Genomic DNA, 25,094 nt, shown 5'->3' with positions numbered 1-25,094 from the left:
GGGGATCAGAAATGATCAAAATCAAAAATCCTATTTTAACCGGTTTCCATCCCGATCCGTCCATTTGCCGGGTGGGAGATGACTATTACATTGCGGTTTCCACGTTTGAGTGGTTTCCGGGGGTGAGAATTTACCACTCGAAAGATTTAAAGAATTGGCGTTTGGTGGCAAGGCCGTTGAATCGGTTAAGCCAATTGAACATGATTGGAAACCCGGATTCCGGAGGGATTTGGGCTCCGCATTTGTCGTATAATGATGGGAAGTTTTGGCTTATTTATACAGATGTGAAAGTTGTCGAAGGCCATTGGAAAGACGGCCATAACTATCTTGTGACGTGCGACACGATTGATGGCGAATGGTCGGATCCGATTTATTTAAATAGCTCCGGATTTGACCCATCTCTTTTTCACGATGAGGATGGAAGAAAGTATTTAGTTAACATGTATTGGGATCATCGGGTTGGTCATCATCCGTTTTATGGCATTGTGCTTCAAGAATACAGTGTTGAACAGAAAAAATTAGTTGGCGAGCCGAAAATTATTTTCAAAGGAACGGACTTAAGAATTACAGAAGGACCGCATTTGTACAAAATCAACGGCTATTATTATTTGCTGACGGCGGAAGGGGGAACGCGGTACAACCATGCGGCAACGATTGCCCGCTCGACTTCTCTCTACGGTCCGTATGAGGTGCATCCGGATAACCCGCTGATTACGTCGTGGCCTTATCCACGCAATCCGTTGCAAAAGGCCGGCCATGCGTCGATTGTTCACACCCATACGGATGAATGGTTTCTCGTTCATTTGACCGGCCGGCCGCTGCCGAGGGAAGGGCACCCGTTGCTGGAACATCGCGGCTACTGTCCGCTTGGGCGAGAAACGGCGATTCAACGGCTTGAATGGAGGAACGGATGGCCTTATGTAGTTGGGGGGAACGGGCCTTCGGTAGAAATCGATGGCCCGAACGTTGAGGAAGTTCCGTGGGAAAAAGACTATGATGAAAAGGATGATTTTGACGGTGATACATTAAATCACCATTTTCAAACATTGCGAATTCCATTAGGGGAGGACATTGCCACCTTAAAGGCTCGTCCTGGACATTTGCGGCTGTACGGGCGGGAATCGCTCACTTCCCGGTTTACGCAGGCGTTTGTGGCGAGACGATGGCAACATTTTTACTTTATTGCGGAGACGAAAGTCGCGTTTCGTCCAACGACCTTTCAACAATCGGCTGGGCTAGTGAACTACTACAACACGCAAAACTGGACGACGCTTCAGATAACATGGCATGAGGAAAAAGGACGGATTCTTGAATTAATGGCATGCGACCATCTCATGGTTGATCAACCGTTGCGGGGACAGGAGATTGTCGTTCCTGATGACGTTGAGTATGTGTATTTACGGGTAACCGTGCAAGCGACAACATACAGATATTCTTATTCTTTCGATGGAATTGATTGGATTGATCTTCCCGTCACTTTCGAATCATATAAACTATCAGACGACTATATCAGAAGCCGCGCTGCGTTTACTGGCGCCTTTGTCGGCATGCATTGCCGGGACGGTTCAGGACAAAACAACTACGCGGACTTTGACTATTTTTTGTACAAAGAATTATAGGAAACTTTGTTTATATGATAGACAAACAAACATGAAAGCGTTATAATGAAACTGAAGCAAATCACTCTCGCTTATGAAGGGGGACTTGAAATGGCATATTTCCCGAATATCGGCACTATTCCATATGAAGGACCGGAGTCGCGCAATCCGTTGGCGTTTAAGTTTTATAATCCGGATGAAAAAGTCGGCGGCAAAACGATGGAGGAGCATTTGCGCTTTTCGGTGGCGTATTGGCATACGTTTACCGGGGACGGGTCGGATCCGTTTGGCGTCGGCAATATGATTCGTCCGTGGGACAAATATAGCGGCATGGACTTGGCCAAGGCGCGCGTGGAGGCGGCGTTTGAGCTGTTTGAAAAGCTGAATGTTCCATTTTTCTGCTTCCATGACGTCGACATTGCGCCGGAAGGGGAAACGCTCAGCGAGACGTACAAAAACTTAGATGAAATTGTTGATATGATTGAAGAGTACATGAAAACAAGCAAAACGAAGCTGCTGTGGAATACGGCGAACTTGTTCAGCCATCCGCGCTTCGTTCATGGGGCGGCGACGTCGTGCAACGCCGATGTGTTCGCTTATGCGGCGGCAAAAGTGAAAAAAGGACTCGAGATCGCCAAACGGCTCGGGGCGGAAAACTATGTGTTTTGGGGCGGTCGGGAAGGATATGAGACGCTCTTGAATACGGATATGAAGCTCGAACTTGACAACTTGGCCCGTTTCTTCCATATGGCGGTTGATTATGCGAAAGAAATCGGCTTTGACGGCCAGTTTTTGATCGAGCCGAAGCCGAAAGAGCCGACGAAGCATCAATACGATTTTGATGTCGCAACGGCGTTGGCATTTTTGCAGACGTACGGGTTGAAAGATCATTTCAAATTCAATATCGAAGCGAACCATGCGACATTGGCCGGGCATACGTTTGAACATGAGCTGCGCGTCGCCCGCATTCATGGCATGCTTGGCTCGGTTGACGCCAACCAGGGCGATACGCTGCTTGGCTGGGATACGGATGAGTTCCCGACGGATTTGTATGCGACGACGTTGGCGATGTATGAAATTTTGCAAAACGGCGGCCTTGGGCGCGGCGGCTTGAACTTTGATGCGAAAGTGCGGAGAGGCTCGTTTGAACCGGAAGATTTGTTCTACGCCCATATCGCCGGGATGGACAGCTTTGCGATCGGGTTGAAAGTCGCGCACCGCTTGTTGGAAGACCGCGTGTTTGAACAGTTCATCGAGGAGCGGTACAAAAGCTATACGGAAGGCATTGGCCGCGAAATCGTCGACGGAACGGCCGATTTCAAAAAGCTTGAAGAATATGCGCTGCAGCTCGGTGACATTCGCAATACGTCCGGCCGTCTTGAGCGCTTGAAAACGCTGCTCAACCAATATTTGTTGGAAGTCAGCGTGCCGAGCGTATCCCGTTCGTGAAAGAGGGATGAACGTTGGCGTACGTCATTGGCGTTGATTTAGGAACGAGTGCCGTCAAAGTGCTGCTTGTCGACCAACACGGCGAGGTGAGAGGGGAATGGACCGAGTCCTATCCCCTCTACCAGCCGCATTCCGGCTATAGCGAGCAGCGCCCGGACGATTGGGTGGAGAAAACGATCATCGCGCTGCGCCGCGTGTGGGAGACGGCGGGCGTTTCCCCGGAGTCGATCGTCGGCTTGAGTTTTTCCGGACAAATGCACGGGCTCGTGCTGCTTGATGGCGATGGAAATGTGGTGCGCAATGCGATTTTGTGGAATGACACCCGCACGACGGAAGAGTGCCGGGACATTGAAGAAAAGGTCGGCCGCGATCGGCTGCTGTCGATTGCCAAAAATGAAGCGCTTGAAGGATTCACCTTGCCGAAGCTTCTTTGGGTGAAACGGCACGAGCCGGAGCTGTACGAGCGGGCGCGGGTGTTTTTGTTGCCGAAAGATTATGTCCGCTTCCGTTTGACCGGACACATGGCCATGGATGTGTCTGACGCGGCGGGGACGCTGCTGTTTGATATTGAAACGAAAACGTGGAGCGAGGCGATCGCCCAAGCGGTTGGCGTCGATCTTTCGCTTTGCCCGCCGTTGGTTGAGGCGACGGCATGCGTCGGGACGCTCCGTCCGGAGGTGGCTGAGCAGACCGGGCTGCCGGCATCGGTGAAGGTGTTCGCCGGCGGGGCGGACAACGCGTGCGGCGCAATTGGCGCCGGCATTTTGGCGGAAGGCCGCATGTTGTCAAGCATCGGCACGTCCGGCGTCGTGCTGGCCTATGAACAAAGCGGGGAAAAAGACTTCGCTGGAAAAGTGCATTACTTCAACCACGCTGAACCGAGCGCCTACTACATTATGGGGGTGACGCTGGCAGCGGGCTACAGTTTTGACTGGTGGAAGCGGACGTTTGCCGAGGATGTGCCGTTTGCCGAGATCGTCCAGCGCGCCGCTGCATCGCCGGTCGGCGCAAACGGGTTGTTGTTTACGCCGTATTTGGTTGGCGAGCGGACGCCTTATGCCGATGCCGATATTCGCGGGTCGTTTATCGGCGTTGATTCGCGGCAGACGAAATGGGATTTTGCCCGCGCGGTTATGGAAGGGATTACGTTCTCGCTCAACGAGTCGGTGGAGATCATCAAAGCGAGCGGCAAAACGATCGACTCGGTCGTCTCGATCGGCGGCGGGGCGAAAAGCGCCGAGTGGCTGCAAATCCAAGCCGATATTTTCGGCCTCCCGGTCGAGAAGCTGAAAAACGAACAAGGGCCAGGGCTGGGCGCCGCGATGATCGCCGCGTGCGGCGTCGGTTGGTTCGAGTCGCTCAAACAGTGCGCCGATGTGTTCAAACAAGTCGAAGCCGTCGTCGAACCGCGGCCGGATGCGGCGGCGAAATACAAAGAACTGTTTGCGATTTATCGCCAAGTATATCCGCATACAAAAGAGCTGGCGAAACGGTTAAAGGCGTTTCGGCCGTGACTCCTCTCCCCCAAACCGGCTGATGGGTTGGGGGAGAAGCATTTTATTTTCCCAGCTGTTTTGTGCTTTGGTTCATCTGTAATTGTTTTGTGATCGCTTCGTCGATTAGTCGTTCGATTTCTTCACGTGTTTCAGCTTCGAAAATGTCGTCTAACAGGTGGGTCAATATATACAAATCGGTGATCGTATCTACTTTGTCCTGTATTTCTTTTGACGTTGCCCCATACCGGGCTTTCATATATTTTTTGATGGCTTGTTGGCTTTCAAAAATTCTCCCTTTCAGCTCTGCTCTTTTTTCCATTTCCCGAAGTACTCTTACCATTTTGATCGCCTCCATTAGTCTTTCAACGTATTTCTCATCGATAAATTTGTCCGACACAGCAATAATCGTTGACAATAAGCGGAATTGTTTTTCTGGATCTGTAATCTTTTGGGCTAATTCTACCGCCTCAATTGCTCGTTCTGAACAGTCTACAGTACTTTTCATCAAGGGTAAAAAGATAAGATTCAACTCATCTCGTTCTGTTAGTTCCTCGTTGTTTTCGATTTTGGTTTTTAGTTGCTGCATTATTTGATCCCCGTCATAGTCTTTCATAAAGACAGTCTGTGTCTCGTATTTGATAGAACCATAGTTTTTGGATCGAGGAGCATTGTCGACGTTCGCACTATAAATCACCACAGTATGAATGGGTTTTTTATATTTTTCATATGCACTTACATCATATTGTAAAAATCGATCGAGGTCATGTTCCCGAAACGTTGTTTGAAACTCTAAATGTAGGTACGTATCATCGGCCAGTAGAAACAAGAAATCCATTCTTCGGTCATTGACAGCGATGATCGGCAGGTCTGTTGGTTCAACACGAACGATTGGGGCAACATGTATACCATAAAAATCGAGAGCTTTTTCTTTAAACTGTTCCGTCATACTGCGGAAAATGATGTCATAATTATTATGGGCAATAGACATCCCTTCCCCCATTGGTTATCCTCCCTATATATTTATTTTAGCATACTTGGTCATAATTATTTCTTCGCCGTATCAGTTTTTCATCCCTTTGTAGGAGAATCAAAATGCTCCTATACGCAACGATGAAGGAATTTCTTGAGTAAAAAGCGAAAGAGTTAAGAAACCGTAAACGAGGATAGGACAACCGCTAATGCAGAAAGAGGGTATTGCCATGTTCTCTACACTTCCCGTCCCGATCATTCAGGCGCCGATGGCCGGCGGAGTGTCAACGCCCGCGCTGGCGGCGGCGGTGGCAAACGCCGGCGGGCTTGGGTTTTTGGCCGGCGGGTACAAGACGGCGGAGGCTATGAGGAAGGAAATTCACGAGCTGCGGACGCTGACGGACCGGCCGTTTGGGGTGAATGTGTTTGTGCCGGGGGACAAAACGGTGGATGAGGAGGCGCTCGAACGCTATCGCGCCGTGCTCGAAGCCGAGGCCGGGCGGCTCGGGGTGCCAGTCGGCGAGCCGATATGGGATGACGACGACTGGGAGGCAAAGCTTGATGTGCTTCTTGAAGAACGGGTGCCGGTCGTCAGCTTTACGTTTGGCTGTCCGGACAAAGCGGTGATCGCCGCCTTGCAAAGGGCCGGGTCGTTTGTCATGGTGACGGTGACATCAAGGGAAGAAGCTTGCATGGCCGCTGAAGCCGGGGCGGACGCGCTTTGCGTGCAAGGGGCGGAAGCGGGCGGGCATCGGGCGTCGTTCGGCAACGGCTTGGAGGCTGATGAAGCTGCCGGGCTGTTCCCGCTGTTGGCCGATGTTCGTGCAGCGGTTCGGATTCCGCTCGTGGCGGCGGGCGGGATCATGGACGGGCGCGGCATCGCGGCGGCGCTCAAAGCCGGGGCGAGCGCGGTGCAGCTTGGGACGGCGTTTTTGCGCTGCCCGGAAAGCGGGGCGCATCCGCTCCATAAACAGGCGCTTGCCGATCCGCGGTTTACGGAGACGGAGGTGACAAGGACGTTTACGGGACGGTGGGCGCGCGGGCTTGCGAATCGGTTTATGGCGGAATATCGCGCGTTGGCGCCGGCGGCGTATCCGCATGTGCACCATATGACGAAACCGCTGCGCGCCGCAGCCGCCAAGGCAGGCGATCCGGAAGGAATGTCGCTTTGGGCCGGGAAAGGGTACCGGCTGGCGCGGGAACTTCCGGCCGCGGAGCTCGTCAAAGAGCTGAAGCGGGAGCTCGAGGAAGCTTAGCAAACGCCTGCACGGCAGCTGTATGGCTTGGGCGAACCTGGAGAAGACTCTTGATGTTGTGCTTATGAGGGCCAAAACCATTGCATGAGGGGGAGAGGAAAAACGATGACCGCATCCCGCATTGTCTTCCCGCCGCTCAGCTATGTCGGCTGGGGGGCGCTTAGGCATTTGGTTCCGGAAGTGAAGCGGTTTGGGGCGAAACATATTTTAGTCATCACGGATCCGGCATTGGAGAAAATCGGCCTCGTCGAGCAAGTCGCATCTCCGCTCCGACAAGAAGGGTACAGCGTGCATGTGTATACCGATGTCGTGCCGGAGCCGCCGCTTGCGACGGGGGAGAAGGCGGTGGCGTTTGCCCGCGACGGAGAATTTGATCTTGTCATCGGCGTTGGCGGCGGCAGCGCGATGGACTTGGCGAAGCTGGCCGCTGTGTTGGCCGTGCACGAAGGCCCGGTCGCGGATTATTTAAACTTGACGGGAACGAGAACACTTGAGAAAAAAGGGCTGCCGAAAATTTTAATTCCGACAACATCCGGCACTGGCTCGGAAGTGACGAACATCTCCGTCTTGTCGCTAGACACGACGAAAGATGTTGTGACGCATGACTATTTGTTGGCCGATGTGGCGATCGTCGATCCGCAGCTGACCGTTTCCGTTCCGCCGCGGGTGACGGCGGCGACCGGGATTGATGCGCTCACCCATGCGGTCGAGGCGTATGTGTCGGTCAATGCAAGCCCGACGTCGGACGGCTTGGCGCTTCAGGCGATGCGTCTCATTGCCCGCTCATTGCGCAAAGCGGTGGAAAACGGAACAGACAAACAGGCGCGCATCGATATGGCCAACGGCAGCTACCTGGCCGGGTTGGCGTTTTTCAACGCCGGGGTGGCCGGCGTGCATGCGCTCGCGTATCCGCTTGGCGGGCAGTTTCATATCGCCCATGGCGAATCGAATGCCGTGCTCTTGCCGTATGTGATGGGTTACATCCGTCAAAGCTGCCAAAAGCGGATGGCGGACATGTTAAACGCGCTTGGCGGCAACTCAAGCTTTTTATCGGAAGAAGAAGCGTCGTACCGATGCGTCGGGGAGCTCGAGCGCATTGTCGCCGATGTCGGCATTCCGAAGACACTTGGCGGTTTTGGCATTCCGGAAAGCGCGCTGGAAAGCCTGACGAAAGACGCCACCAAGCAAAAACGGCTGCTTGCCCGCAGCCCGATGCCGCTGTTGGAAGAGGACATCCGCGCGATTTACCAAGCGGCGTTTATGGGGACGAACGTCGAACCGGATAAAGGGTGAGGAGAAACAAACAGGGGCTGCTTTACGCTCCTGTTTGTTCTTTGTGGTTGGACGGATGGCCCACTTCCGATGCCGGCGCCGCGTCCATCTTTTTTCGGTTAAAACGCAGCGTTTCCTGCGTTTTCTTGATGGCAAAGCAGGAATTTCCACATTTTGAAGCGAATCCATATACAGATGTCGCCTAAATTCGACAAAACCAAAACGGCGATGCGCCGAACGATTCGCTGGCTGTTGAGGAGGAGAACGGATGTTTACGACCATCATTACACCGCGCGTGTCGGAGACCGACGGCGTCGGCCATATTAACAATACGACCGTGCCCGTTTGGTTTGAAGCGGGACGGCATGAAATTTTTAAACTATTTACGCCTGACTTGTCATTCAAACGTTGGCGAATGGTGATCATTCGCATGGAGGTTGATTATGTCAACCAAATGTATTACGGACACGATGTGACCGTGTATACGGGCATTGAACGCATCGGCAACACAAGCCTCACGATTTATGAAGAAATTCATCAAAACGGTGTGGTCTGTGCGAAAGGGCGGGCGGTGTACGTGAACTTCAATTTTGACACCGGGCGGCCCGAGCCGATTCCGGATGACATTCGGGCGAAATTGAACGAACATCGATGGCAGCCGGTGAAGTAGACGAAAGGAGGTGAGTGCGTGAAGGAGCATCATCTGTGGGGACAAGTGAAAACGAAGCTTGCGCAAAAGCTGCCCGGCCCGTCGTTTGACACGTGGTTCGCGTCGACGGCGGTGACGGTGGATGAGGATTGGCTCATCATCGAATGCCTAAATGAGATTCAATGCGAATGGCTGCAAACAACATATGGCGGACTCATCAGTGAAACCGTACGCGAAGTGTTTGGCCGCAACATGCGCATCTTCGTTTCGGTCCATGGCGAGCGGCAGAAAATCGAAAAGCGGCTTGAACAGCGATACGGCGCCCCGATGACTTTCCGCCAATACATCACCCGCCTTGAGCAGCAAATGGATGAACTGGAGAAGCGCATTGACCAGTACGCGCGCATCATCGATGAGCTGCTTGCGTCCCGCCCAATCCACTGACGAGCCTCCGACCCGTCATCCTCAGAGAGAAGCGGTCTTGACCCTATCGGTGAAGGCCGCTTTTTTACTAAATTCTGATGTTATAAAAAGTTACATAAATACATATGATGTTCCTCGTTTTGGCTTGTTTGCTCATATTTTTTGTTAAAACCGTGTTATATCAATTAACAAAACGAATGCAGGCTCCATTTTCGACGTGATATGATAGGCACAACCAAGGCAAAGGGGGAATGCGAAGGTGATGCGAGCAAGAGCGGTCGGGCTGTGGGAGTTGATGGTGATGACGGTCCGGCTATGGCTGCGCCGTTGACCGCAGGAAGGTTTGAGATTGGACGAAGATGGAGGGATGGCGACATGAAACGAAAACTCGTGTTAGTCGGCAACGGCATGGCGGGAGTTCGTTGCATCGAAGAGATCGTAAAACTTGACCGCGAGGCGTTTGAGATTACGATTTTTGGCAGCGAGCCGCACCCGAACTATAACCGGATTTTGTTGTCAACGGTGCTGCAAGGGGATACGTCCATTGAGGAGATGACCTTGAACAGTTGGGAATGGTACGAACAAAACGGCATTCGGCTGTTTGCCGGCGAAACGGTGACGGACATTGATCACGAAGAGCGGGTCGTCCGGACCGACCGCGGGCGGGTGGTCGAATATGATGAACTTATTTTGGCGACTGGATCGAACCCGTTTATTTTGCCGGTGCCGGGGGCGGATTTGCCCGGGGTGACGGCGTTTCGCAACATCCAAGATTGCGAGCGGATGATCGAATATGCGAAGGCGTACAAAAAAGCGGCGGTCATCGGCGGCGGCTTGCTTGGTTTAGAGGCGGCGCGCGGCCTGCTCAACTTAGGGATGGACGTTGATGTCATCCACATTTTTGACTATTTAATGGAGCGTCAGCTGGACCCGACTGCTTCGAAGCTGCTGCAGCGGGAATTGGAGAAACAAGGGATGAACTTTTTGCTTCGGAAAGAGACGGCCGAACTGTTCGGCGACGGCCGCGTGGAAGGGGTTCGGTTTAAAGACGGAACTGAAATCGCCGCCGACTTGGTGGTGATGGCGGTCGGCATTCGTCCGAATGTTGATTTAGCGCGGAGAAGCGGAATTGCGGTGAATCGAGGGATCGTTGTCAATGACTACTTGGAAACGAGCGTGCCGCACGTTTACGCGGTCGGCGAATGCGCGGAACATCGCGGGGTTGTGTACGGACTCGTCGCGCCGCTTTATGAGCAGGGGAAAGTGTTGGCAGAAGCGATTTGCGGCCGGAAAGGGAAGCCGTATGAAGGGTCGGTTGTCTCGACCCAGCTGAAAGTGTCCGGCGTCGATGTGTTTTCGGCCGGTGAGTTTATGGATGTTGAGGGAACGGAATCGATCAAGTTGTATGATGAAGCCCGCTCGGTGTACAAGAAAGTCGTCGTTCGCGAAGGGAAAATCGTCGGTGCAGTGCTGTTTGGCGATACGAAGGAAGGAAGAAAACTGCTGGCTATGATCGAGCGCGGCGACTCGCTCGAAGCGCTCTCGCTGTCGCTGTTTGCGCCGGCTTCATCGGGAGGAAAAGGAAGCCTTGTAGCGGCGATGGCCGATGCCGATGTCGTTTGCGGCTGCAACGGGGTGACAAAAGGGGCGATTTGCCAAGCGATTGCCGAATATGGACTGAAAACGGTCGCCGAGGTGCGCGACTATACGAACGCGTCCCGTTCGTGCGGCGGCTGCAAAGGACTTGTCGCCGAGCTGCTCGAGCATATGCTCGGGGAAGAAGCGAATCGGTATGCGGTGAAGGAAACGATTTGCGGCTGCACGGACTTAAGCCGTGAGGAAGTGCTCGAGGCCATTAAAGAAAAACGGCTGATGACGGTCAAAGAAGTCATGAGCGTATTGGGATGGAAAAACGAGGAAGGGTGTTCGAAGTGTCGTCCGGCGCTCAACTATTATTTGGGTATGTTGTATCCGGGCGAATATGAAGAGGAAGCGGAATCGCTGTTTGTCAATGAGCGGCTGCACGCCAACATCCAGGCGGATGGCACGTACTCCGTTGTGCCGCGCATGTACGGCGGGGTGACGACGGCCGAGCAGCTGCGGAACATCGCTGATGTCGCCGAAAAATACAACGTGCCGATGATCAAGCTCACAGGCGGGCAGCGCATTGACTTGCTTGGGGTGAAAAAAGAAGATTTGCCGCGCATTTGGGCCGATCTCGGCATGCCGTCCGGCTACGCCTACGCCAAGGCGCTCAGAACGGTGAAAACGTGCGTCGGCAAACAGTTTTGCCGTTTCGGCACGCAAGATTCGACCGCGCTTGGCATCCGGATGGAACAAACATTTGAGCGCCTGAAAACGCCGCATAAAGTGAAAATGGCTGTGTCCGCCTGCCCGCGCAACTGCGCGGAATCGGGCATGAAAGACGTCGGGGTTGTCGGTGTCGAAGGCGGCTGGGAGATTTATGTCGGCGGCAACGGCGGCACCCATTTGCGTGCGGCCGACTTGCTTTGCACGGTCAAGACGGAAGAGGAAGTGATCGAGATGACCGGCGCTTTTTTGCAATATTACCGCGAATCGGCGCATTATTTGGAACGGACGTCCAAATGGGTCGAACGCGTCGGGCTTGAGCATATCCGCGAAGTGCTGTTTGACGTGGAAACGCGCCGCGCGCTGCTTGAACGGCTTCACAAAGCGCTTGCGGCGACCAAAGACCCGTGGCGGGAAATCGTCGAAAACGAGAGACTGCAACAAACGTTGTTCCGCGATATCGGCGACAAAGAGCCGGTGCCGGCGAAGTGATGGGAAAGAAACGGCAGGGGCGGAGCATAGGTTGAACCGTTGCCAGCAGTGAACGGCATCGCCGATGCGGCCGGCGTGGAACAGGCTGTCGGCCCTTGCCTGCCTTTTATGATGGTGTCAAGGAGGAAGAAAACGATGGCAAAAGTCGAAATCGGACGAATCGATCAACTGCCGAAACGGCTTGGAAAGCGCGTGCGCGTCGGCAATCACGAGCTTGCGTTGTTTCGGACGGGCGACGGCCGGGTGTATGCCGTTGAAAACCGCTGTCCACATAAAGGTGGTGATTTGTCGCAAGGCATTGTCAGCGGCGAGTATGTGTTTTGTCCGCTTCACGACTGGAAAATTTGCTTAAAAGACGGCCGGGCGCAGGCGCCGGATGAAGGGTGCGTCAAAACGTACCGCGTGGCGGTGGAGGACGGCTCGGTCTATGTTGAGCTGTAAGAAGCGGGTGAATGATGATGACGGATGAGTTGTTGCGCTACTTTCGGGCCAAGGAGAAAGAGTGGGCGTCGGAGACGGCCGCCGCGACGCAATGTCCGTTTTGCAGCGTACAGTGCACGCTTCAGCTGGTGGAAGAGCGGATTGTGGAACGGCGCCGCTGCAAGGCGATTCCGACCGACAACCCGACGTCCAACAGCCGCCTTTGTTTAAAGGGGATAAACGCTCACCAGCACGCTTTGCATCCCGAGCGGCTGTTGGTTCCGCTTGCCAAAGTGGGCGGCCGGTTTGTGCGGGTCAGCTGGGAAGACGCGCTTTCGCTCATTGCCGAACAGATCCATTCCATTCAACAGGAAAAGGGAATCGATGCGTTTGCCGTTTACGGCGGCGGCTCCTTGACGAACGAGGAAGCGTATTTGCTTGGCAAATTCGCCCGCGTGGCGCTTAAGACGCGGCACATCGACTACAACGGCCGCTTTTGCATGTCGGCGGCCGCGGCCGCGATGAACGACGCGTTCGGCCTTGACCGCGGGTTGACGAATCCGCTCTCGGATATTCCGCTCGCTCAGACGATCATTTTGGCTGGGACCAATATCGCCGAATGCCAGCCGACGTTGATGCCGTATGTTTACGAGGCGAAGAAAAACGGGGCTTTTATGATTGTGATCGATCCGCGCGAAACGAAAACGGCGGCGTTGGCCGATCTGCATCTGCCGCTCAAACCGGGAACGGATGCGGCGTTGGCCGTCGGCATCGGAAAAGCGTTGCTCGAAGAAGGGTATATCGATGAAGCGTTCGTGCGCGAGCGGACGATTGGGTTTGCCGAATGGAAACAGCACATGGAAGCGGTGGACATGGACGAGATCGCCCGGGTGACCGACGTGCCGGCCGAGACGATCCGCCTGGCGGCGCGAAAGTATGGGGAGGCAACGGAAGCGATCGTGCTCACTGCACGCGGCCTGGAGCAGCAAGCGGACGGCTATGCGGCGGTCAGGCAGTGGATCAATGTCGTGTTGGCGACGGGCAAAATCGGCCGGCCCGGTTCGGGGTTTGGGTCGATCACCGGGCAAGGGAATGGGCAAGGCGGACGCGAGCATGGACAAAAAGCCGATCAGCTCCCGGGCTACCGAAGCATTGAGCATCCGGAACACCGCCGGTATGTGGCGAGCGTATGGGGCGTTGCGCCGGATGAGCTGCCGGGAAAGGGAGTGTCAGCATATGAAATGATGCAAAAAATCGATGCCGGCGAGATTACCGGGCTGTTTGTCATGGGATCGAATCCTGTCGTCTCGAGTCCCAACGCCGCGTTTGCCGCCAGAGCGCTCCAGAAGCTGAAGTTTCTTGTCGTGGCAGATATGTTTGTATCAGAAACAGCCGAGCTGGCCGATCTCGTCTTGCCTGTTTCGTCGTATTTGGAAGATGAAGGCACGGTGACAAACGTCGAAGGGCGGGTCTGTTTTCGGCCGGCGGCGCGGAAATGTCCGGGGGAGGTGAAGCATGATTGGGAAATTTTGTGTGAGATCGCCCGCAAGCTTGGCAAGGGCCGCTTCTTTCCGTTCACGTCAGCCGAGGAGATTTTCAATGAACTGCGGTTGGCGAGCCGCGGCGGCAAAGCGGACTATTCTGGCGTGACGTATAAGCGTCTGCGCCGCGAACGCCTCTACTGGCCGTGTCCAGACGTCTCGCACCCCGGCACCCCAAGGTTATTTACGGACCGATTCGCCCATTCGGATGGGAAGGCGCGGTTTGCGGTTTTGCCGTTTCAGCCAGACAAAGAGGAGACGGATGAATGGTATCCGCTTTACTTAACGACAGGGCGGGTGCTCGCTCATTATTTGAGCGGAACGCAGACGCGGCGCAGTCCGGCGCTGGCGGCGCGGCAGCCGGAGGCGATCGTTGAGATCCACCCGAGGACGGCGAAGCGGTACGGGATCGGCCCAGGGATGCTTGTGCGCGTTGAAACGCGGCGGGGGACGGCGGTCGTTCGCAGCTGCTATAACGACCAAATTCGCGAGGATACGATTTTTGTCCCGTTCCATTGGAGCGGCCTGCAACAAATTAACAACGTCACATCCGATGAGCTGGATCCGCATTGCGGAATGCCGGCGTTTAAGCGGTGTGCGGCTCGGGTGCGGCCGGTGGTCGATTTGGGGAGAAATTGACATGTGCGGCTCCTTTCACAGAAAAGTTCCATGGGCAGCGTTTTGCCCTCCACCCGGGGATGAAAATGACTGCTCAAGGCGCATGCGTGTTCACGGAAAAAAGCTTTCTATCTCCGCAGCCATGCGGGAAATGATGTTCATCGGGGTCCGTGGACGGAAAGCGGCATAAGAAAAAACTTCCCGGCAATACGGCGGGAAGTAGGTGGAGAAATCGCTTTCATTTCCATTGTAGCATAAAGGGAACTTCCATGCCAAGGGGGAATCGGGGGAAGATGAGGAAGAAATCGTTTTGGCGTGTGGGGCATGCGCCGACGCTTTTGTCGTCGTTTTTGTACTTTGATATCAGCTTTATGATTTGGAACTTGCTTGGCGCGCTTGGTGTATTTGTCGCCGAGTCGTTTGCGCTCACACCGGCGGAAAAAGGGATGATGGTCGCCATTCCGGTGCTCGGCGGGGCGCTGCTTCGCGTTCCGATGGGGCTGCTTGCCGACCGCTGGGGCGGGAAGCGGGCCGGCCTGCTCGGCATGGCGGTGACGGCGGCGCCGCTTGTATGGGGGTGGCGGTTCGCTGACCAGATGTCCGATGTGTATGCGCTTGGATTTTTACTGGGAGTGGGCGGGGCGAGCTTTGCGGTTGCGCTGCCGCTCGCGAGCCGCTGGTATCCGAAAGAATATCAAGGGCTCGCCATGGGGATCGCGGGGGCCGGCAACAGCGGCACGGTGCTGGCGACGCTGTTTGGCCCGCGCCTGGCGGAGATATATGGTTGGAACGCGGTGTTCGGGTTGGCGCTCGTACCGCTTATGGTTGTCTTTCTTCTGTTTGCCTGGCTGGCGCGGGAATGCCCGACAGCGGTGAAGCCTGTTTCGTTGCGTGAATACCGGGCCGTCCTCCGTCGGAAGGAGGCATGGTTGTTTTGTTTCTTCTACAGCTTGTCATTCGGCGGATTTGTCGGACTGACGGGCTACCTTGGCATTTTCTTCTTTGATGAATACGAAGTGAGCAAAGTGACAGCCGGCGATTTCGTCACCGCCGTTGTGTTCGCGGGCAGTTTCATCCGCCCGATCGGTGGCTATATCGCTGACCGGATCGGGGGGATGCGGCTTCTTTCCTTGTTGTTTGTTGCTGGTGCGGTTTTGCTCGTTTGCATCGGCGCACTGCCTCCTCTTTTTGTCGTGTTTGGCTTGATGCTTGTTCTCTTCCTTTGTTTTGGCGCGGCAAATGGCGCGTTGTTTCAAGTTGTTCCAACATGGTTTCCGAAAGAGGTCGGCTTGTTGACGGGCATCGTCGGGGCGGCCGGCGGGTTGGGCGGGTTTTTGCTTCCGAACGTGCTCGGGATGATGAAGCAGTGGACCGGCTCTTCGGCGTATGGATTTTGGCTGTGCGCACTCATCGTTGGCGCCGCCGCGTTGACATCGCATCGTTTGCACATGCGGGCGGCGTCTGCGGTCCGCCGTGAGCAGCAGGCGGCGGAACAGTCCGGATGAAAAAGGGTGTCCACCCGTAACGGGAGGACACCCTCTTTCCTTGCGACTGCTGCGACTTCTTTCGGAAATCCGTTAAATGGAGTTTCTTGATTGGAGAGATGTTCTTGCCTAACTGCGTATTGTATTAAATTTCCAATCTTTATCACCGATTTTGCAAAAAACGAAGCAGTTCGTCCGCTCGGTTGCCGACGAGCGCAATCAGTTGTTCGAACATAGCGTCGCGTTCAAGATCGAGTTCAATGATGCGTTTCGCCAGTTCGAGCGCTTGTTTGTCCATATCGGGACCCTCCTTCCGTCGTGCGGGCGGGATGGAACTGCTCATATTCGCGGCGCAATTCGGCCATCGTCCATCCTTCGAGTTGCTCGCGGTTGGCGGCGAGGCCGGACTGCACGAGACGCTCGATGTAAAATTGCTTTTTCTTCCGTACAGCATTTCGCATCCATGTTCCCATTCGATTCCCTCCCTGTTTTTTCCTCTACGATACCACCTTTTCCTTCAGTGTACAGTAAATGTGTTAAGCGCGTTTACAGGAAATTTTAAAAGTGTGTTAATTTTGTTTACAAAAATTAGCGGGATATCATGATTTTTTGTATAATTACGTTAGAAAATATAACGTGTGGAGGTGAGGAGCATGACTGCTCATCCGCCAGAAGATCAGTATAAACATAAAAAGGTCATTTCGATCGGAGTTGTCAGCGAACTGACCGGGCTGTCGCAGCGGCAAATCCGCTATTACGAGGAACGGAAGCTCGTGTTCCCTGACCGTTCGAAAGGCATTCGCAAATATTCGTTCGCCGATGTGGAGCAGTTGATGAAAATCGCCAATCAGCGCGAGGAAGGGGTATCGACGTGGGAAATCCGCCAAGAGATGACAAAAGAGCTGCGCGAGCGGATGTTAAAAGGGCAAATGAACGCCCATTTTCGGAGGCGTTCCTAAAAGACATTATGTTAATAGGTGAAAGTGGAGACAAAGATGAAGTGTACAATCTTTTCACAATGACTGGAACGACTATGTTGAACGACATGTTTCGTCCAACCACCGGCCGCCTCAATTAAAAAGCTGCCCCGGCGCTCAACGAACCGGCACGGCCGCTAAAAACTGCTCGTACAGGGCAAGCGCCGGGTCGGCGAGCGAAAGGGCGCGGTGGTATTCGTCCATCTTGGCGAGGCAGCGGGCAAGCTCCGGTGAACGGAGGATGGAGAAAATGGATTCTGACAGCGACGGCAGCGACCGCCAATGGCGAAAATCGAAAACGAGCCCGTCGGCGCGCAAAAGGCGGAAGTTCATTTCCTCTTGCCCCGGCAGCATGGCATAAATGAACGCCGGCTTTCGCTTGCGCAGGCATTCGCTTAAGGTGACGCCGCCCGGTTTTGTGAGCACAAAATCGACTTCGTCATAAAGATGGCTCATTGCCGCGGGCGATGAAATATAACGGAGCGGGAGAAGGCGCGGATGGTTTTTCCTCTTTAACCGCTCATACAGCTGTCTGTTTGTGCCGCATAACACATAATAGTCGATCGGATCATCCGGCGCGATTTTGCTTAAGAGCCGTTCCCAATCACCAAGGCCCAGGCTGCCGCCGCTAATGAGTCCGACAGGCCGGGAGCGCGCAGCCGGCGGCGCCGATGGATGGGCGACAAATGCCGGATGAACGGGAATGCCGGTGACGGCGATTCGCTCGCCGGCAACCCCTTTTTCCTCGAGGGCTGCCTTCATGGCCGGATGGCCGACAAAATGAACGTCGATGGCGGTTTTCCCCCATAAGTTATGGACAACATAATCCGTATACACGTTGACGACCGGAACGTCGATGTCTCCGCGCTGCTTCAGAAGATCGAGCAAATACGATGGAAACGCATGTGTACAAACGATGAGCGCCGGCTTAAGGCGGCGGATGAGCTGCTTCAGATGATCGGCAAACAGCCACTCGTAAGGCGGGAAGGCCGGCGGTTTTGGGCTTGGACGCAAAACGGAGCGGTGATACAGGACGCTATACGCCCGCGGCACGTGGCGAATGCAGCGCAAATAAAGGCGGGACACCCACTGTTCCTTGGCGCCGAGCCGCGAGGAAAGCAATTCGATTTTTTCGCACGCCACGGCGCGGTCGATCGACCGCAGCCCTTCCGCCAGCGCCTCAGCGGCCCGATGGTGGCCGGACGGAAGCTGAAGAAGCGGGAGAAAAAGCACGGTTTTCATGACGATCACAACCTAGGCCAAATTTGGAGTTCGATTTCAGTATGTGCGGCCTGCGGTCGGTTATGCGGCGGCGCGGTCCTCCTTTTTTCCTCATTTATAATGCGCCGGCGAATGTCTCACAATGTAAATGCATAGCACTAACGAAAAGAAAGGAGGGAAGGCGATTCCTCCCCCGCTCATATTCCCTTTGGCTGTTGAAGTGGGGGCCTCTTGCCAAAAACGATGAAAGAGAAAGCGGTACAATGTTTGTTGGCGATGTGGGGGGCTGTCGATCCTATTTATTACGCTTGTTCGCGGCTGGAATATGCCGGCGAGGAGGCGGACGGGCGCCGGTCGATTTTTCGTGTTCGTCCGCTTCAGTATAAAGGAGAAACCATTCGGCTTTCGGATGGAACGATGATTGAAGCGAACGACTGGCTGTTGAAAATTCATCTCCACAACGTCCGCCTCGTTCGGGAATTGCTTCATTACAAGAGCGACATTAAAAAAGGACGGTATATTTTTGAACAAGTGAAAACCGGGCTGCCGTATGTCGCTTACCATCTTTATCATCATGAACAATCGGCGCGCATGAAAGGAATTATTGGCATTACGATGTTGAACAAAGGCTGTGAGCGGCTCGGATTTGAAATAGTAGATATTTCCAATCCGCTATATCGTTGGTTCAAAACAGCCTCGCTGCTGCCGCTCATGGCGGTGGCAAAGTCTTGCGTGTCACCGTTTAGCCGTCCGCCGAAATATTTGTTGATGTCGAAGGAAAAATTGTTTTCATTGTACGGTTACCATCTCATCCACTAACTCCCTCTTTCTTCTCTCCTCCTTTTTACTATAATGGTGATGGAGGGAGGAGAGAAGACAATGACGTTTGTTTTCATCATTCTATCATTCTTTTTGTTGTTAGCTTTCGGTCTGCGAAAAGCACACCGCAACACGTATGAAGCGGTTTTGCATAAAGTTCAGGTCGGCAGCTCGGAGGATGGGATCGGTGCCATCCGCATTTTGCAGCTGTCTGATCTTCATTTGGAAAAGTTGTCCATTTCCCCGGACGATGTGTATGAAAAGCTAAAAGGGGAGCCGATCGATTTGATCGCCTTGACGGGTGATTTTTTGGACCGCGAGGAGAGTATTGCCAAACTCGGTCCGTATTTGACGGCGTTGCAAAAACTCAACCCGGCATACGGAATGTATGCGGTGTTTGGCAATCATGACTACGTGCTGCAAGGCGAGCCGCTCGAGCGCCTAAAAGCGACGCTGGAGGCACATGGCTGTGTCGTCTTGCAAAACGAGACGAAGACGATTACGGTCAACGGCCAAACGGTTAATGTAATCGGCATCGATGACTTTTACACAGGGCGCAGCGATATCGAAAAGGCGTATGCGGGCGTTAAAGACGGCCTCAATCTCGTGTTGACGCACGACCCGGATATTGTGCCGCATATGAAACACTACCATTTTGACTACTTGTTGTCCGGCCACTTCCACGGCGGACAAATTCATTGGCCGAAGCCGTATCATTTGGCGAAAATGAGCAAAACACTCACCGAGCGGAACATGATTAAAGGCTATCACGAATGGGACGGGAAACCGTTTTACATTAACGAAGGGCTCGGGCAAACCGGGGTGAACATCCGAATCGGCTCGAAGCCGGAAGTGACGCTCCACTTGTTGTCGCTGCCGTCTGTAACGCAAAGCGAAACAGTCAAAGCTGTCTAAGAGGCAGCTTTTTATTTTTGAACTTTTTTGAGAGCGGTTTCGAATGCGTGCGGTGCACAAGATCGCTTCTTTGTTTTGGCCTTATGCCAAGAGCAGGAAAAGGGGTGACACCTTGCATAGAAAAGGGGAACAGCTGCCATAATTTTAAAGAAAGAGGCGAATTGTCAATGGAACCATCGTGGAAGGCGCTGTTGCCATTTTTAGTAGTCATCCCGATTTCAATTTGGACGCGGCAAGTGATCCCGGGGCTGTTTGTCGGACTTTTGGTCGGCAGCTATTTGATGACGCCGTCTTTGCTCGGCGGATTGCGAACGATGCTTCATTACGTTGTGGACAACTTAATGCAGACGAACAACATCCGCATTATCATCTTCTTGTACGTGTTCGCCGGCCTTGTCAGCATGATCAAATACACCGGCGGAATCAAAGGGTTCGTCCATCTCGTCAGCAAAAAAGTGAAGTCGGCGAAAACCGCCATGCTGCTGACGTGGATTTCAACGATGGTGACATTCAGCGACCCTGATTTTCGCATCGTCACTGTCGCGCCGATCATGAAGGCGCTGCGCAAACGGCTCGGGCTGTCGTCCCAGCAAATCGGGTTTGCCATCGAGGTGACTTCCAACCCGGTCGTTGCCTTGATTCCGATCGCTACTGCCTTTGTCGGCTATATGGTGTCGGTTATCGACAAGGCGCTTGATACGGCCGGCATCGGCGCGGAGCCGTACGTCGTGTATGTCCGAAGCATTCCGTTTAACTTTTTCTCGTACGCGATTATCGCTGTCGGGCTCTACTATAGTTTTTTCGTTTATTCGCGCCGAAAGCGGGCGGCGGTGAGCGAAGCGCAAGGAATGAAACCGATTCGGCGTTGGAACGAGCGATTGGCGTTTGAAATGGCGGAAGAGCAGCGGCCCGATGGCAGCGAGCCGAACGAAGCGCAAGGGGAAGAAGGGAACGCGATGCAAACATGCCCGCGCGCCTATCAGAAAGAAACGCCGGTGAAACCGTGGAATTTGATCGTTCCGCTTTCGGTCGTTCTTGTTTTGACGTTGTTTTTAAGCTGGTGGGACGGCCATCGCGGGGCGCGGACGTTTTGGGATGCTTTTTTGCAAAGCGATGCGCTCGGAGCGATGTTGGAGGCGCTGCTGTTTACTGTGATCATCGCTGTCGCCTTTTTCCTTTGGCAACGATTTAAATTGAATGATTTGTTGACCCATTTTGTGAAAGGCGGCAATGAGCTGATGTCGGTCATTGTCATGTTGGCGCTCATTTGGGCGCTGTCGGCGGCGGCGGAAGATTTAGGGTTTTCCCAATACATTACAAGCCATGTGCAAGGGTGGATTCCGCCGTTTTTTGTCGCTCCGATTTTGTTTTTGCTTGGTGCTGTAATTTCTTATTTCATCGGTTCGTCATGGGGAACGTGGGGGATGCTCATGCCGCTTGGTGTGACGCTCGCGAGCGAGTCAGGAGCGAACATTTTGCCGGTCATCGGCGCGGTGTTTGCGAGCGGGACGTTCGGGGCGTTCGCGTCGCCGCTTAGCGACAATACGGTCACGCTGTGCACCATTTTGGATCTGCCCGTGATGGAATACGCGCGCACGAAGTTGATTCCGTCCTTGATCGCCGCCGGCATTGCCGCTGTTTTGTTCGGCGCGACGTCGTTTCTTTTGCATTAACGATGCGGTCGCCCTCTTTCGCCTTCCATGATACACTAAAAGAAAACTAAAAGAAAAAAGAAAGAAGGGAACGACGATGGGAGAGGCGGAACGGCAGTTTGAGGAGCTCGGCCAATGGCGAACAGACGATGCCACCGCACAGCTCGAGCAGCTGAACGAACGGCTCGCCGCTGAAGGTGCGTATTACCAGGCGGCTGAAGATGAGCAGGCGCGTGAACGATATTACCGTCATCTGCCGCTGGCGGAAGATGGGTTAGCGCTATTTGTCCGCTACCACGAGTTGGTGGCGCGCACCCATAAGCGGCGGCTGCCGTATTTTTTCAGCAAGGACGAATATTTGTATACATGGGTTGACTTGCAGCCGGACGGGACGGTGCGCAGTTTGTATTCGGGCGAGCGGAAAGATCCGAAAACGTTAATCGTCCAAGACGTGGAAACTATGAAGCGGCGGTATGACGAATTCCGCCGGCTGCTGAAAAAAGCCAAACAAGTGTCGGGCGAGGTGCGTGAGCGGGTGAAAACGATCGAACAACAATGGAAGTTCAACGCCGAACATGTTGTCCCACAGTCATGGTTTGGCGCCCGTGAACCGATGAAAGGCGACTTGCATCATTTGTTCGTCTGCCAACCGGAGTGCAATACGCTTCGCTCGAATTTCCCGTACGCCGACTTCCCCTTTTACAATCCGGAAGAGCCGGGTGAGCAAGTTCAAAATCGGTGTGGGGTCGCCCATAACGGCTATTTCGAGCCGGAATACGGCAAAGGGACGGCGGCAAGGGCGATGTTGTACTTTTTGCTTCGCTATCCGAAAGCGATCGCGAAATCATTCCGGCGCAAAATCGATATCCCGCTTCTTGTCCGTTGGCACGAGCAATTTCCGCCGACGGTGTATGAACATCATCGCAACAGTGCGATTTTCTTCATCCAAGGCAACCGCAATCCGTTCATTGATTTCCCACAACTTGCCAGGCGGATCGTGTTTCCGTTTGATGGAGCGTTGTGAAGAGAAGGCGGAGGACGTTCGTTTGAAAAACAGGGATGATGGGGGTACGTTCCTTCGAAGTGATGATGATAAAAAAGCTGCCTCCGAAAGCGAGTAATCCTCTTTGGAGACAGCTTTTTTGCTGTTCTGGAAAATTGTGAAAAAATCGTGACAATGGGGCCAGATGGTGAAAAAAATCACTCCCTCTTTCGTTCGATATGCTATGCTAGAAGCAGGAATTGAGAAAAAGAATCATTATTGTTCTGCTAGCATGGCGGTAAACGGGAGGGGACACATGATGGTGCTGACCGATTTGCATAAAGGGGAAACAGCGGTCGTTGTCCGGTTGGCGATTGAACATGAAGCGGTGAAGCAGCGTCTTCTTCACCTCGGGGTGAAAGAAGGAAAAACGGTGCGGCTGAAAACCGCGATGCCGTTCGGCGGACCGGTGATGATCGAAGTCGACGGACAGGCGATCGGCTTGCGGCGCAAAGAGGCGTCGTCGATCGAGGTGGGCTAAATGTCTTACATCGCCTTATTGGGCAACCCGAACACCGGCAAAACGTCGCTGTTTAACTGCTTAACCGGTTCTTATGAATACGTCGGCAACTGGAGCGGCGTGACGGTCGAGAAAAAGGTGGGGGTGCTTCGCCAGCACGGCGTGCCGCTTGTTGATTTGCCCGGCATTTATTCGCTTCACCCGCTGTCGCGCGACGAAGGAGTGGCGACGGACTTTTTGTTGACGGAATCGTGCTCGGCGATCGTCAATATCATTGATGCGTCCCAACTGCATCGCAATTTGCATTTAACCGTTCAGCTGCTGGAATTTGGCCGCCCGCTCGTCATCGCGTTAAACATGGTCGATGTGGCGGAAAAGCGAGGGGTGAAAGTGGACGCGGCGAAGCTGTCGAACGATCTTGGCGTCCCGGTCGTCCCTGTCATCGCCCGGACCGGAAAAGGAACGAATGAATTAGTCCGCGCTGTTTTGGCGGCCAAAGACAGCTCTCGCCCTTCGGTGATGATTGACTACGGCATCGAGGTGGAGAACGCCATCTGCCGCATCGCGGAACAGCTGCCGGATGATGTGCCGGGGGACAAACGGTGGGTGGCGCTGCAGTTCCTTGAAGGAAATGAACGCATGGCTGCGTATTTGCATAATCGCATGGACCTTTCGCCGCTCGCGGCGATTCGCGCGGAGACGGAGCGGGCGCTTGGCGGCGCGCTCGCCAAGCAGATTTATGAGGCGCGCGACCGTTGGATCGCTGAGGTGATCGCCGCTTCGGCCATTGAGTTCAAACATAAGCCGTTGACATGGACGGAGAAAATCGATGCCATCGTGACGAACCGTTATATCGGCTTGCCGATTTTTTTGGCGTTGATGTACATCGTGTTTATGCTGACGTTTAACTGGCTGGGGACGCCGCTTGCCGATCAGCTTGACGCTTTTTTCTCCGGCCCGCTTGCGGATGGGTTGTCCCGTTTTCTCGACTGGGCGGGGGCGTCGCCGTTTGTCGAGGCGCTCGTCTTGGACGGCATCGTGGCCGGAGTCGGCGGCGTGCTTGTATTTGTGCCGCAAATTTTCATTTTGTTCTTTTTTATTTCGCTGCTTGAAGATTCCGGATATATGGCGCGTGTCGCGATGGTCATGGACCGGGTGATGGAAGCGATCGGGCTAAACGGAAAAGCGTTCATCCCGATGATCATCGGGTTTGGCTGCAACGTTCCCGGAGTGATGGCAGCGCGGACGATTGAGCAGCCGAAAGAGCGGCTCATGACAATATTGGTGTTGCCGTTTATGTCGTGTTCGGCTCGCCTGCCGGTGTACGCCTTGTTTGCCGGCACGTTTTTCGTTCGCGATCAGGCGTTGGTCGTGTTTTCGCTTTATGTGCTCGGCATCGTCGTGGCGCTCGGGCTCGCGAAGCTGTTTTCATCGACGGTATTGAAAAATGAAAGCTCGCTGTTTGTGATCGAACTGCCGCCATACCGCGTGCCGCAGGCGCTGACGTTATGGCGCAGCACATGGGAGAAAGGAAAAGGGTTCATCCGCAAGGCAGGGACGTTTATTTTCGGCGGTTCGGTCGCCATTTGGCTGCTGACGTATGTCGGCCCGCACGGAGTCGGCGTTGCGATGGACGACAGTTTGCTTGCCGCCCTCGGCGGCGTTGTCGCCCCGCTGTTGTCGCCGCTCGGGTTTGGCGCCTGGCAGGCCGGCGCTGCCTTAATCACCGGCTTTTTGGCAAAAGAAGTTGTGGTGTCGACGATGAATATTATTTATCACGTTCATGAAGCAAGCGGGCTGAAGGAAGTGATCGCCGCCCAGTTCACGCCGTTGTCGGCGTTCAGCTTCATGGTGTTTGTGCTGTTATATACGCCATGCCTAGCGACGGTGGCGACGATCCGGAAAGAAACGGGATCAAGAAAATGGACGTTGCTGTCTGTCGGCTGCGCATTGGCGGTGGCGTATATCATTTCGTTGGCTGTCTACCAGCTCGGGCGTCTGCTCGGCTATCAATAAGAAAAGGGGGATGAG

The 25,094-nt window shown here is 54.1% G+C and carries 22 protein-coding genes; 18 read left to right on the top strand and 4 right to left on the bottom strand.

The annotated features are described in order from the left end of the window. The first annotated feature begins 11 nt into the window (after positions 1 to 11). The 3 genes from M493_RS08975 (at position 12) to xylB (ending at position 4,561) form a co-directional block, all read left to right on the top strand. Positions 12 to 1,619, top strand: a complete 1,608-nt coding sequence (locus tag M493_RS08975; RefSeq protein ID WP_020960005.1) for a glycoside hydrolase family 43 protein — start codon at positions 12 to 14, stop codon at positions 1,617 to 1,619. A 90-nt stretch (positions 1,620 to 1,709) separates the two neighbouring features. Further along, the gene (gene xylA / locus M493_RS08970) at positions 1,710 to 3,047 is read left to right on the top strand and encodes a xylose isomerase (RefSeq protein WP_020960004.1); all 1,338 of its coding nucleotides are present in this window, start codon (positions 1,710 to 1,712) and stop codon (positions 3,045 to 3,047) included. A 14-nt stretch (positions 3,048 to 3,061) separates the two neighbouring features. After that, a complete protein-coding gene (gene xylB, locus M493_RS08965; RefSeq protein WP_020960003.1) occupies positions 3,062 to 4,561 on the top strand; it encodes a xylulokinase in 1,500 nt (499 codons plus the stop codon). A gap of 43 nt (positions 4,562 to 4,604) precedes the next feature. Here the strand turns inward: xylB and M493_RS08960 are convergent, their stop codons facing one another. After that, complete coding sequence (locus M493_RS08960) at positions 4,605 to 5,543, bottom strand: hypothetical protein (RefSeq protein WP_020960002.1); 939 nt, start codon at positions 5,541 to 5,543, stop codon at positions 4,605 to 4,607. A 199-nt stretch (positions 5,544 to 5,742) separates the two neighbouring features. On the opposite strand from M493_RS08960, the gene M493_RS08955 reads away from it, so the two are divergent. The 8 genes from M493_RS08955 to M493_RS08920 all read left to right on the top strand — a co-directional run bounded on the left by M493_RS08955 (position 5,743) and on the right by M493_RS08920 (position 15,998). Continuing rightward, positions 5,743 to 6,768 (top strand): nitronate monooxygenase, encoded by a 1,026-nt coding sequence (locus M493_RS08955; protein ID WP_020960001.1) that lies wholly within the window; start codon positions 5,743 to 5,745, stop codon positions 6,766 to 6,768. A gap of 105 nt (positions 6,769 to 6,873) precedes the next feature. Next, positions 6,874 to 8,061: an iron-containing alcohol dehydrogenase gene (locus M493_RS08950; RefSeq protein WP_020960000.1), complete on the top strand. Its 1,188-nt coding sequence runs from the start codon at positions 6,874 to 6,876 to the stop codon at positions 8,059 to 8,061. A gap of 247 nt (positions 8,062 to 8,308) precedes the next feature. Then, the gene (locus M493_RS08945) at positions 8,309 to 8,710 is read left to right on the top strand and encodes an acyl-CoA thioesterase (protein ID WP_020959999.1); all 402 of its coding nucleotides are present in this window, start codon (positions 8,309 to 8,311) and stop codon (positions 8,708 to 8,710) included. Between the two features lie 18 nt (positions 8,711 to 8,728). Then, positions 8,729 to 9,133 carry a DnaA N-terminal domain-containing protein gene (locus M493_RS08940; protein WP_020959998.1) on the top strand — a complete coding sequence of 135 codons (405 nt, stop codon included), beginning with the start codon at positions 8,729 to 8,731 and terminating at the stop codon, positions 9,131 to 9,133. A 354-nt stretch (positions 9,134 to 9,487) separates the two neighbouring features. Next, positions 9,488 to 11,914: a nitrite reductase large subunit NirB gene (gene nirB / locus M493_RS08935; RefSeq protein WP_020959997.1), complete on the top strand. Its 2,427-nt coding sequence runs from the start codon at positions 9,488 to 9,490 to the stop codon at positions 11,912 to 11,914. A gap of 135 nt (positions 11,915 to 12,049) precedes the next feature. Then, on the top strand, positions 12,050 to 12,355 hold the full coding sequence (gene nirD, locus M493_RS08930; protein ID WP_020959996.1) for a nitrite reductase small subunit NirD: 306 nt from the start codon (positions 12,050 to 12,052) through the stop codon (positions 12,353 to 12,355). Between the two features lie 11 nt (positions 12,356 to 12,366). Further along, positions 12,367 to 14,514 (top strand): assimilatory nitrate reductase catalytic subunit NasC, encoded by a 2,148-nt coding sequence (gene nasC, locus M493_RS08925; protein WP_020959995.1) that lies wholly within the window; start codon positions 12,367 to 12,369, stop codon positions 14,512 to 14,514. A gap of 272 nt (positions 14,515 to 14,786) precedes the next feature. Further along, positions 14,787 to 15,998, top strand: coding sequence for a nitrate/nitrite transporter (locus tag M493_RS08920; protein ID WP_020959994.1), 1,212 nt, complete (start codon positions 14,787 to 14,789; stop codon positions 15,996 to 15,998). Positions 15,999 to 16,140: 142 nt separating this feature from the next. Here the strand turns inward: M493_RS08920 and M493_RS18975 are convergent, their stop codons facing one another. Both M493_RS18975 and M493_RS08915 read right to left on the bottom strand, forming a co-directional pair. Continuing rightward, positions 16,141 to 16,275, bottom strand: a complete 135-nt coding sequence (locus tag M493_RS18975) for a hypothetical protein (RefSeq protein WP_020959993.1) — start codon at positions 16,273 to 16,275, stop codon at positions 16,141 to 16,143. Further along, positions 16,235 to 16,450 carry a Fur-regulated basic protein FbpA gene (locus M493_RS08915; protein WP_020959992.1) on the bottom strand — a complete coding sequence of 72 codons (216 nt, stop codon included), beginning with the start codon at positions 16,448 to 16,450 and terminating at the stop codon, positions 16,235 to 16,237. The genes M493_RS18975 and M493_RS08915 overlap by 41 nt, the downstream gene beginning before the upstream one ends. 180 nt (positions 16,451 to 16,630) lie before the next feature. Between M493_RS08915 and M493_RS08910 the strand changes: the two genes are divergently transcribed. Beyond that, entirely contained in the window at positions 16,631 to 16,936 is a 306-nt protein-coding gene (locus M493_RS08910; RefSeq protein ID WP_020959991.1) for a MerR family transcriptional regulator, read from the top strand. Between the two features lie 135 nt (positions 16,937 to 17,071). Here M493_RS08910 and M493_RS08905 read toward each other — a convergent pair whose 3' ends face one another. Then, the gene (locus M493_RS08905; RefSeq protein ID WP_020959990.1) at positions 17,072 to 18,196 is read right to left on the bottom strand and encodes an MGDG synthase family glycosyltransferase; all 1,125 of its coding nucleotides are present in this window, start codon (positions 18,194 to 18,196) and stop codon (positions 17,072 to 17,074) included. 222 nt (positions 18,197 to 18,418) lie between these two features. Here M493_RS08905 and M493_RS08900 point away from each other — a divergent pair, with 222 nt between their 5' ends. The 6 genes from M493_RS08900 to feoB all read left to right on the top strand — a co-directional run bounded on the left by M493_RS08900 (position 18,419) and on the right by feoB (position 25,079). Continuing rightward, a complete protein-coding gene (locus tag M493_RS08900) occupies positions 18,419 to 18,994 on the top strand; it encodes a YkoP family protein (RefSeq protein ID WP_041267914.1) in 576 nt (191 codons plus the stop codon). A gap of 60 nt (positions 18,995 to 19,054) precedes the next feature. Beyond that, a complete protein-coding gene (locus tag M493_RS08895) occupies positions 19,055 to 19,909 on the top strand; it encodes a metallophosphoesterase (protein WP_020959988.1) in 855 nt (284 codons plus the stop codon). A gap of 167 nt (positions 19,910 to 20,076) precedes the next feature. Next, complete coding sequence (locus M493_RS08890) at positions 20,077 to 21,582, top strand: Na+/H+ antiporter NhaC family protein (RefSeq protein WP_020959987.1); 1,506 nt, start codon at positions 20,077 to 20,079, stop codon at positions 21,580 to 21,582. Positions 21,583 to 21,658: 76 nt separating this feature from the next. After that, the gene (locus M493_RS08885; protein ID WP_020959986.1) at positions 21,659 to 22,585 is read left to right on the top strand and encodes an endonuclease I family protein; all 927 of its coding nucleotides are present in this window, start codon (positions 21,659 to 21,661) and stop codon (positions 22,583 to 22,585) included. Between the two features lie 277 nt (positions 22,586 to 22,862). Then, positions 22,863 to 23,084, top strand: a complete 222-nt coding sequence (locus tag M493_RS08880; RefSeq protein WP_020959985.1) for a FeoA family protein — start codon at positions 22,863 to 22,865, stop codon at positions 23,082 to 23,084. Then, entirely contained in the window at positions 23,085 to 25,079 is a 1,995-nt protein-coding gene (gene feoB, locus M493_RS08875) for a ferrous iron transport protein B (protein ID WP_020959984.1), read from the top strand. It begins immediately after the preceding gene. The last annotated feature ends 15 nt before the right edge of the window (positions 25,080 to 25,094 follow it).

Source organism: Geobacillus genomosp. 3 (assembly GCF_000445995.2).
Classification (GTDB): Bacteria; Bacillota; Bacilli; order Bacillales; family Anoxybacillaceae; genus Geobacillus.
Note: the sequence above shows the minus strand (reverse complement) of the source record. Positions and strands in the feature narration are given on the sequence as shown.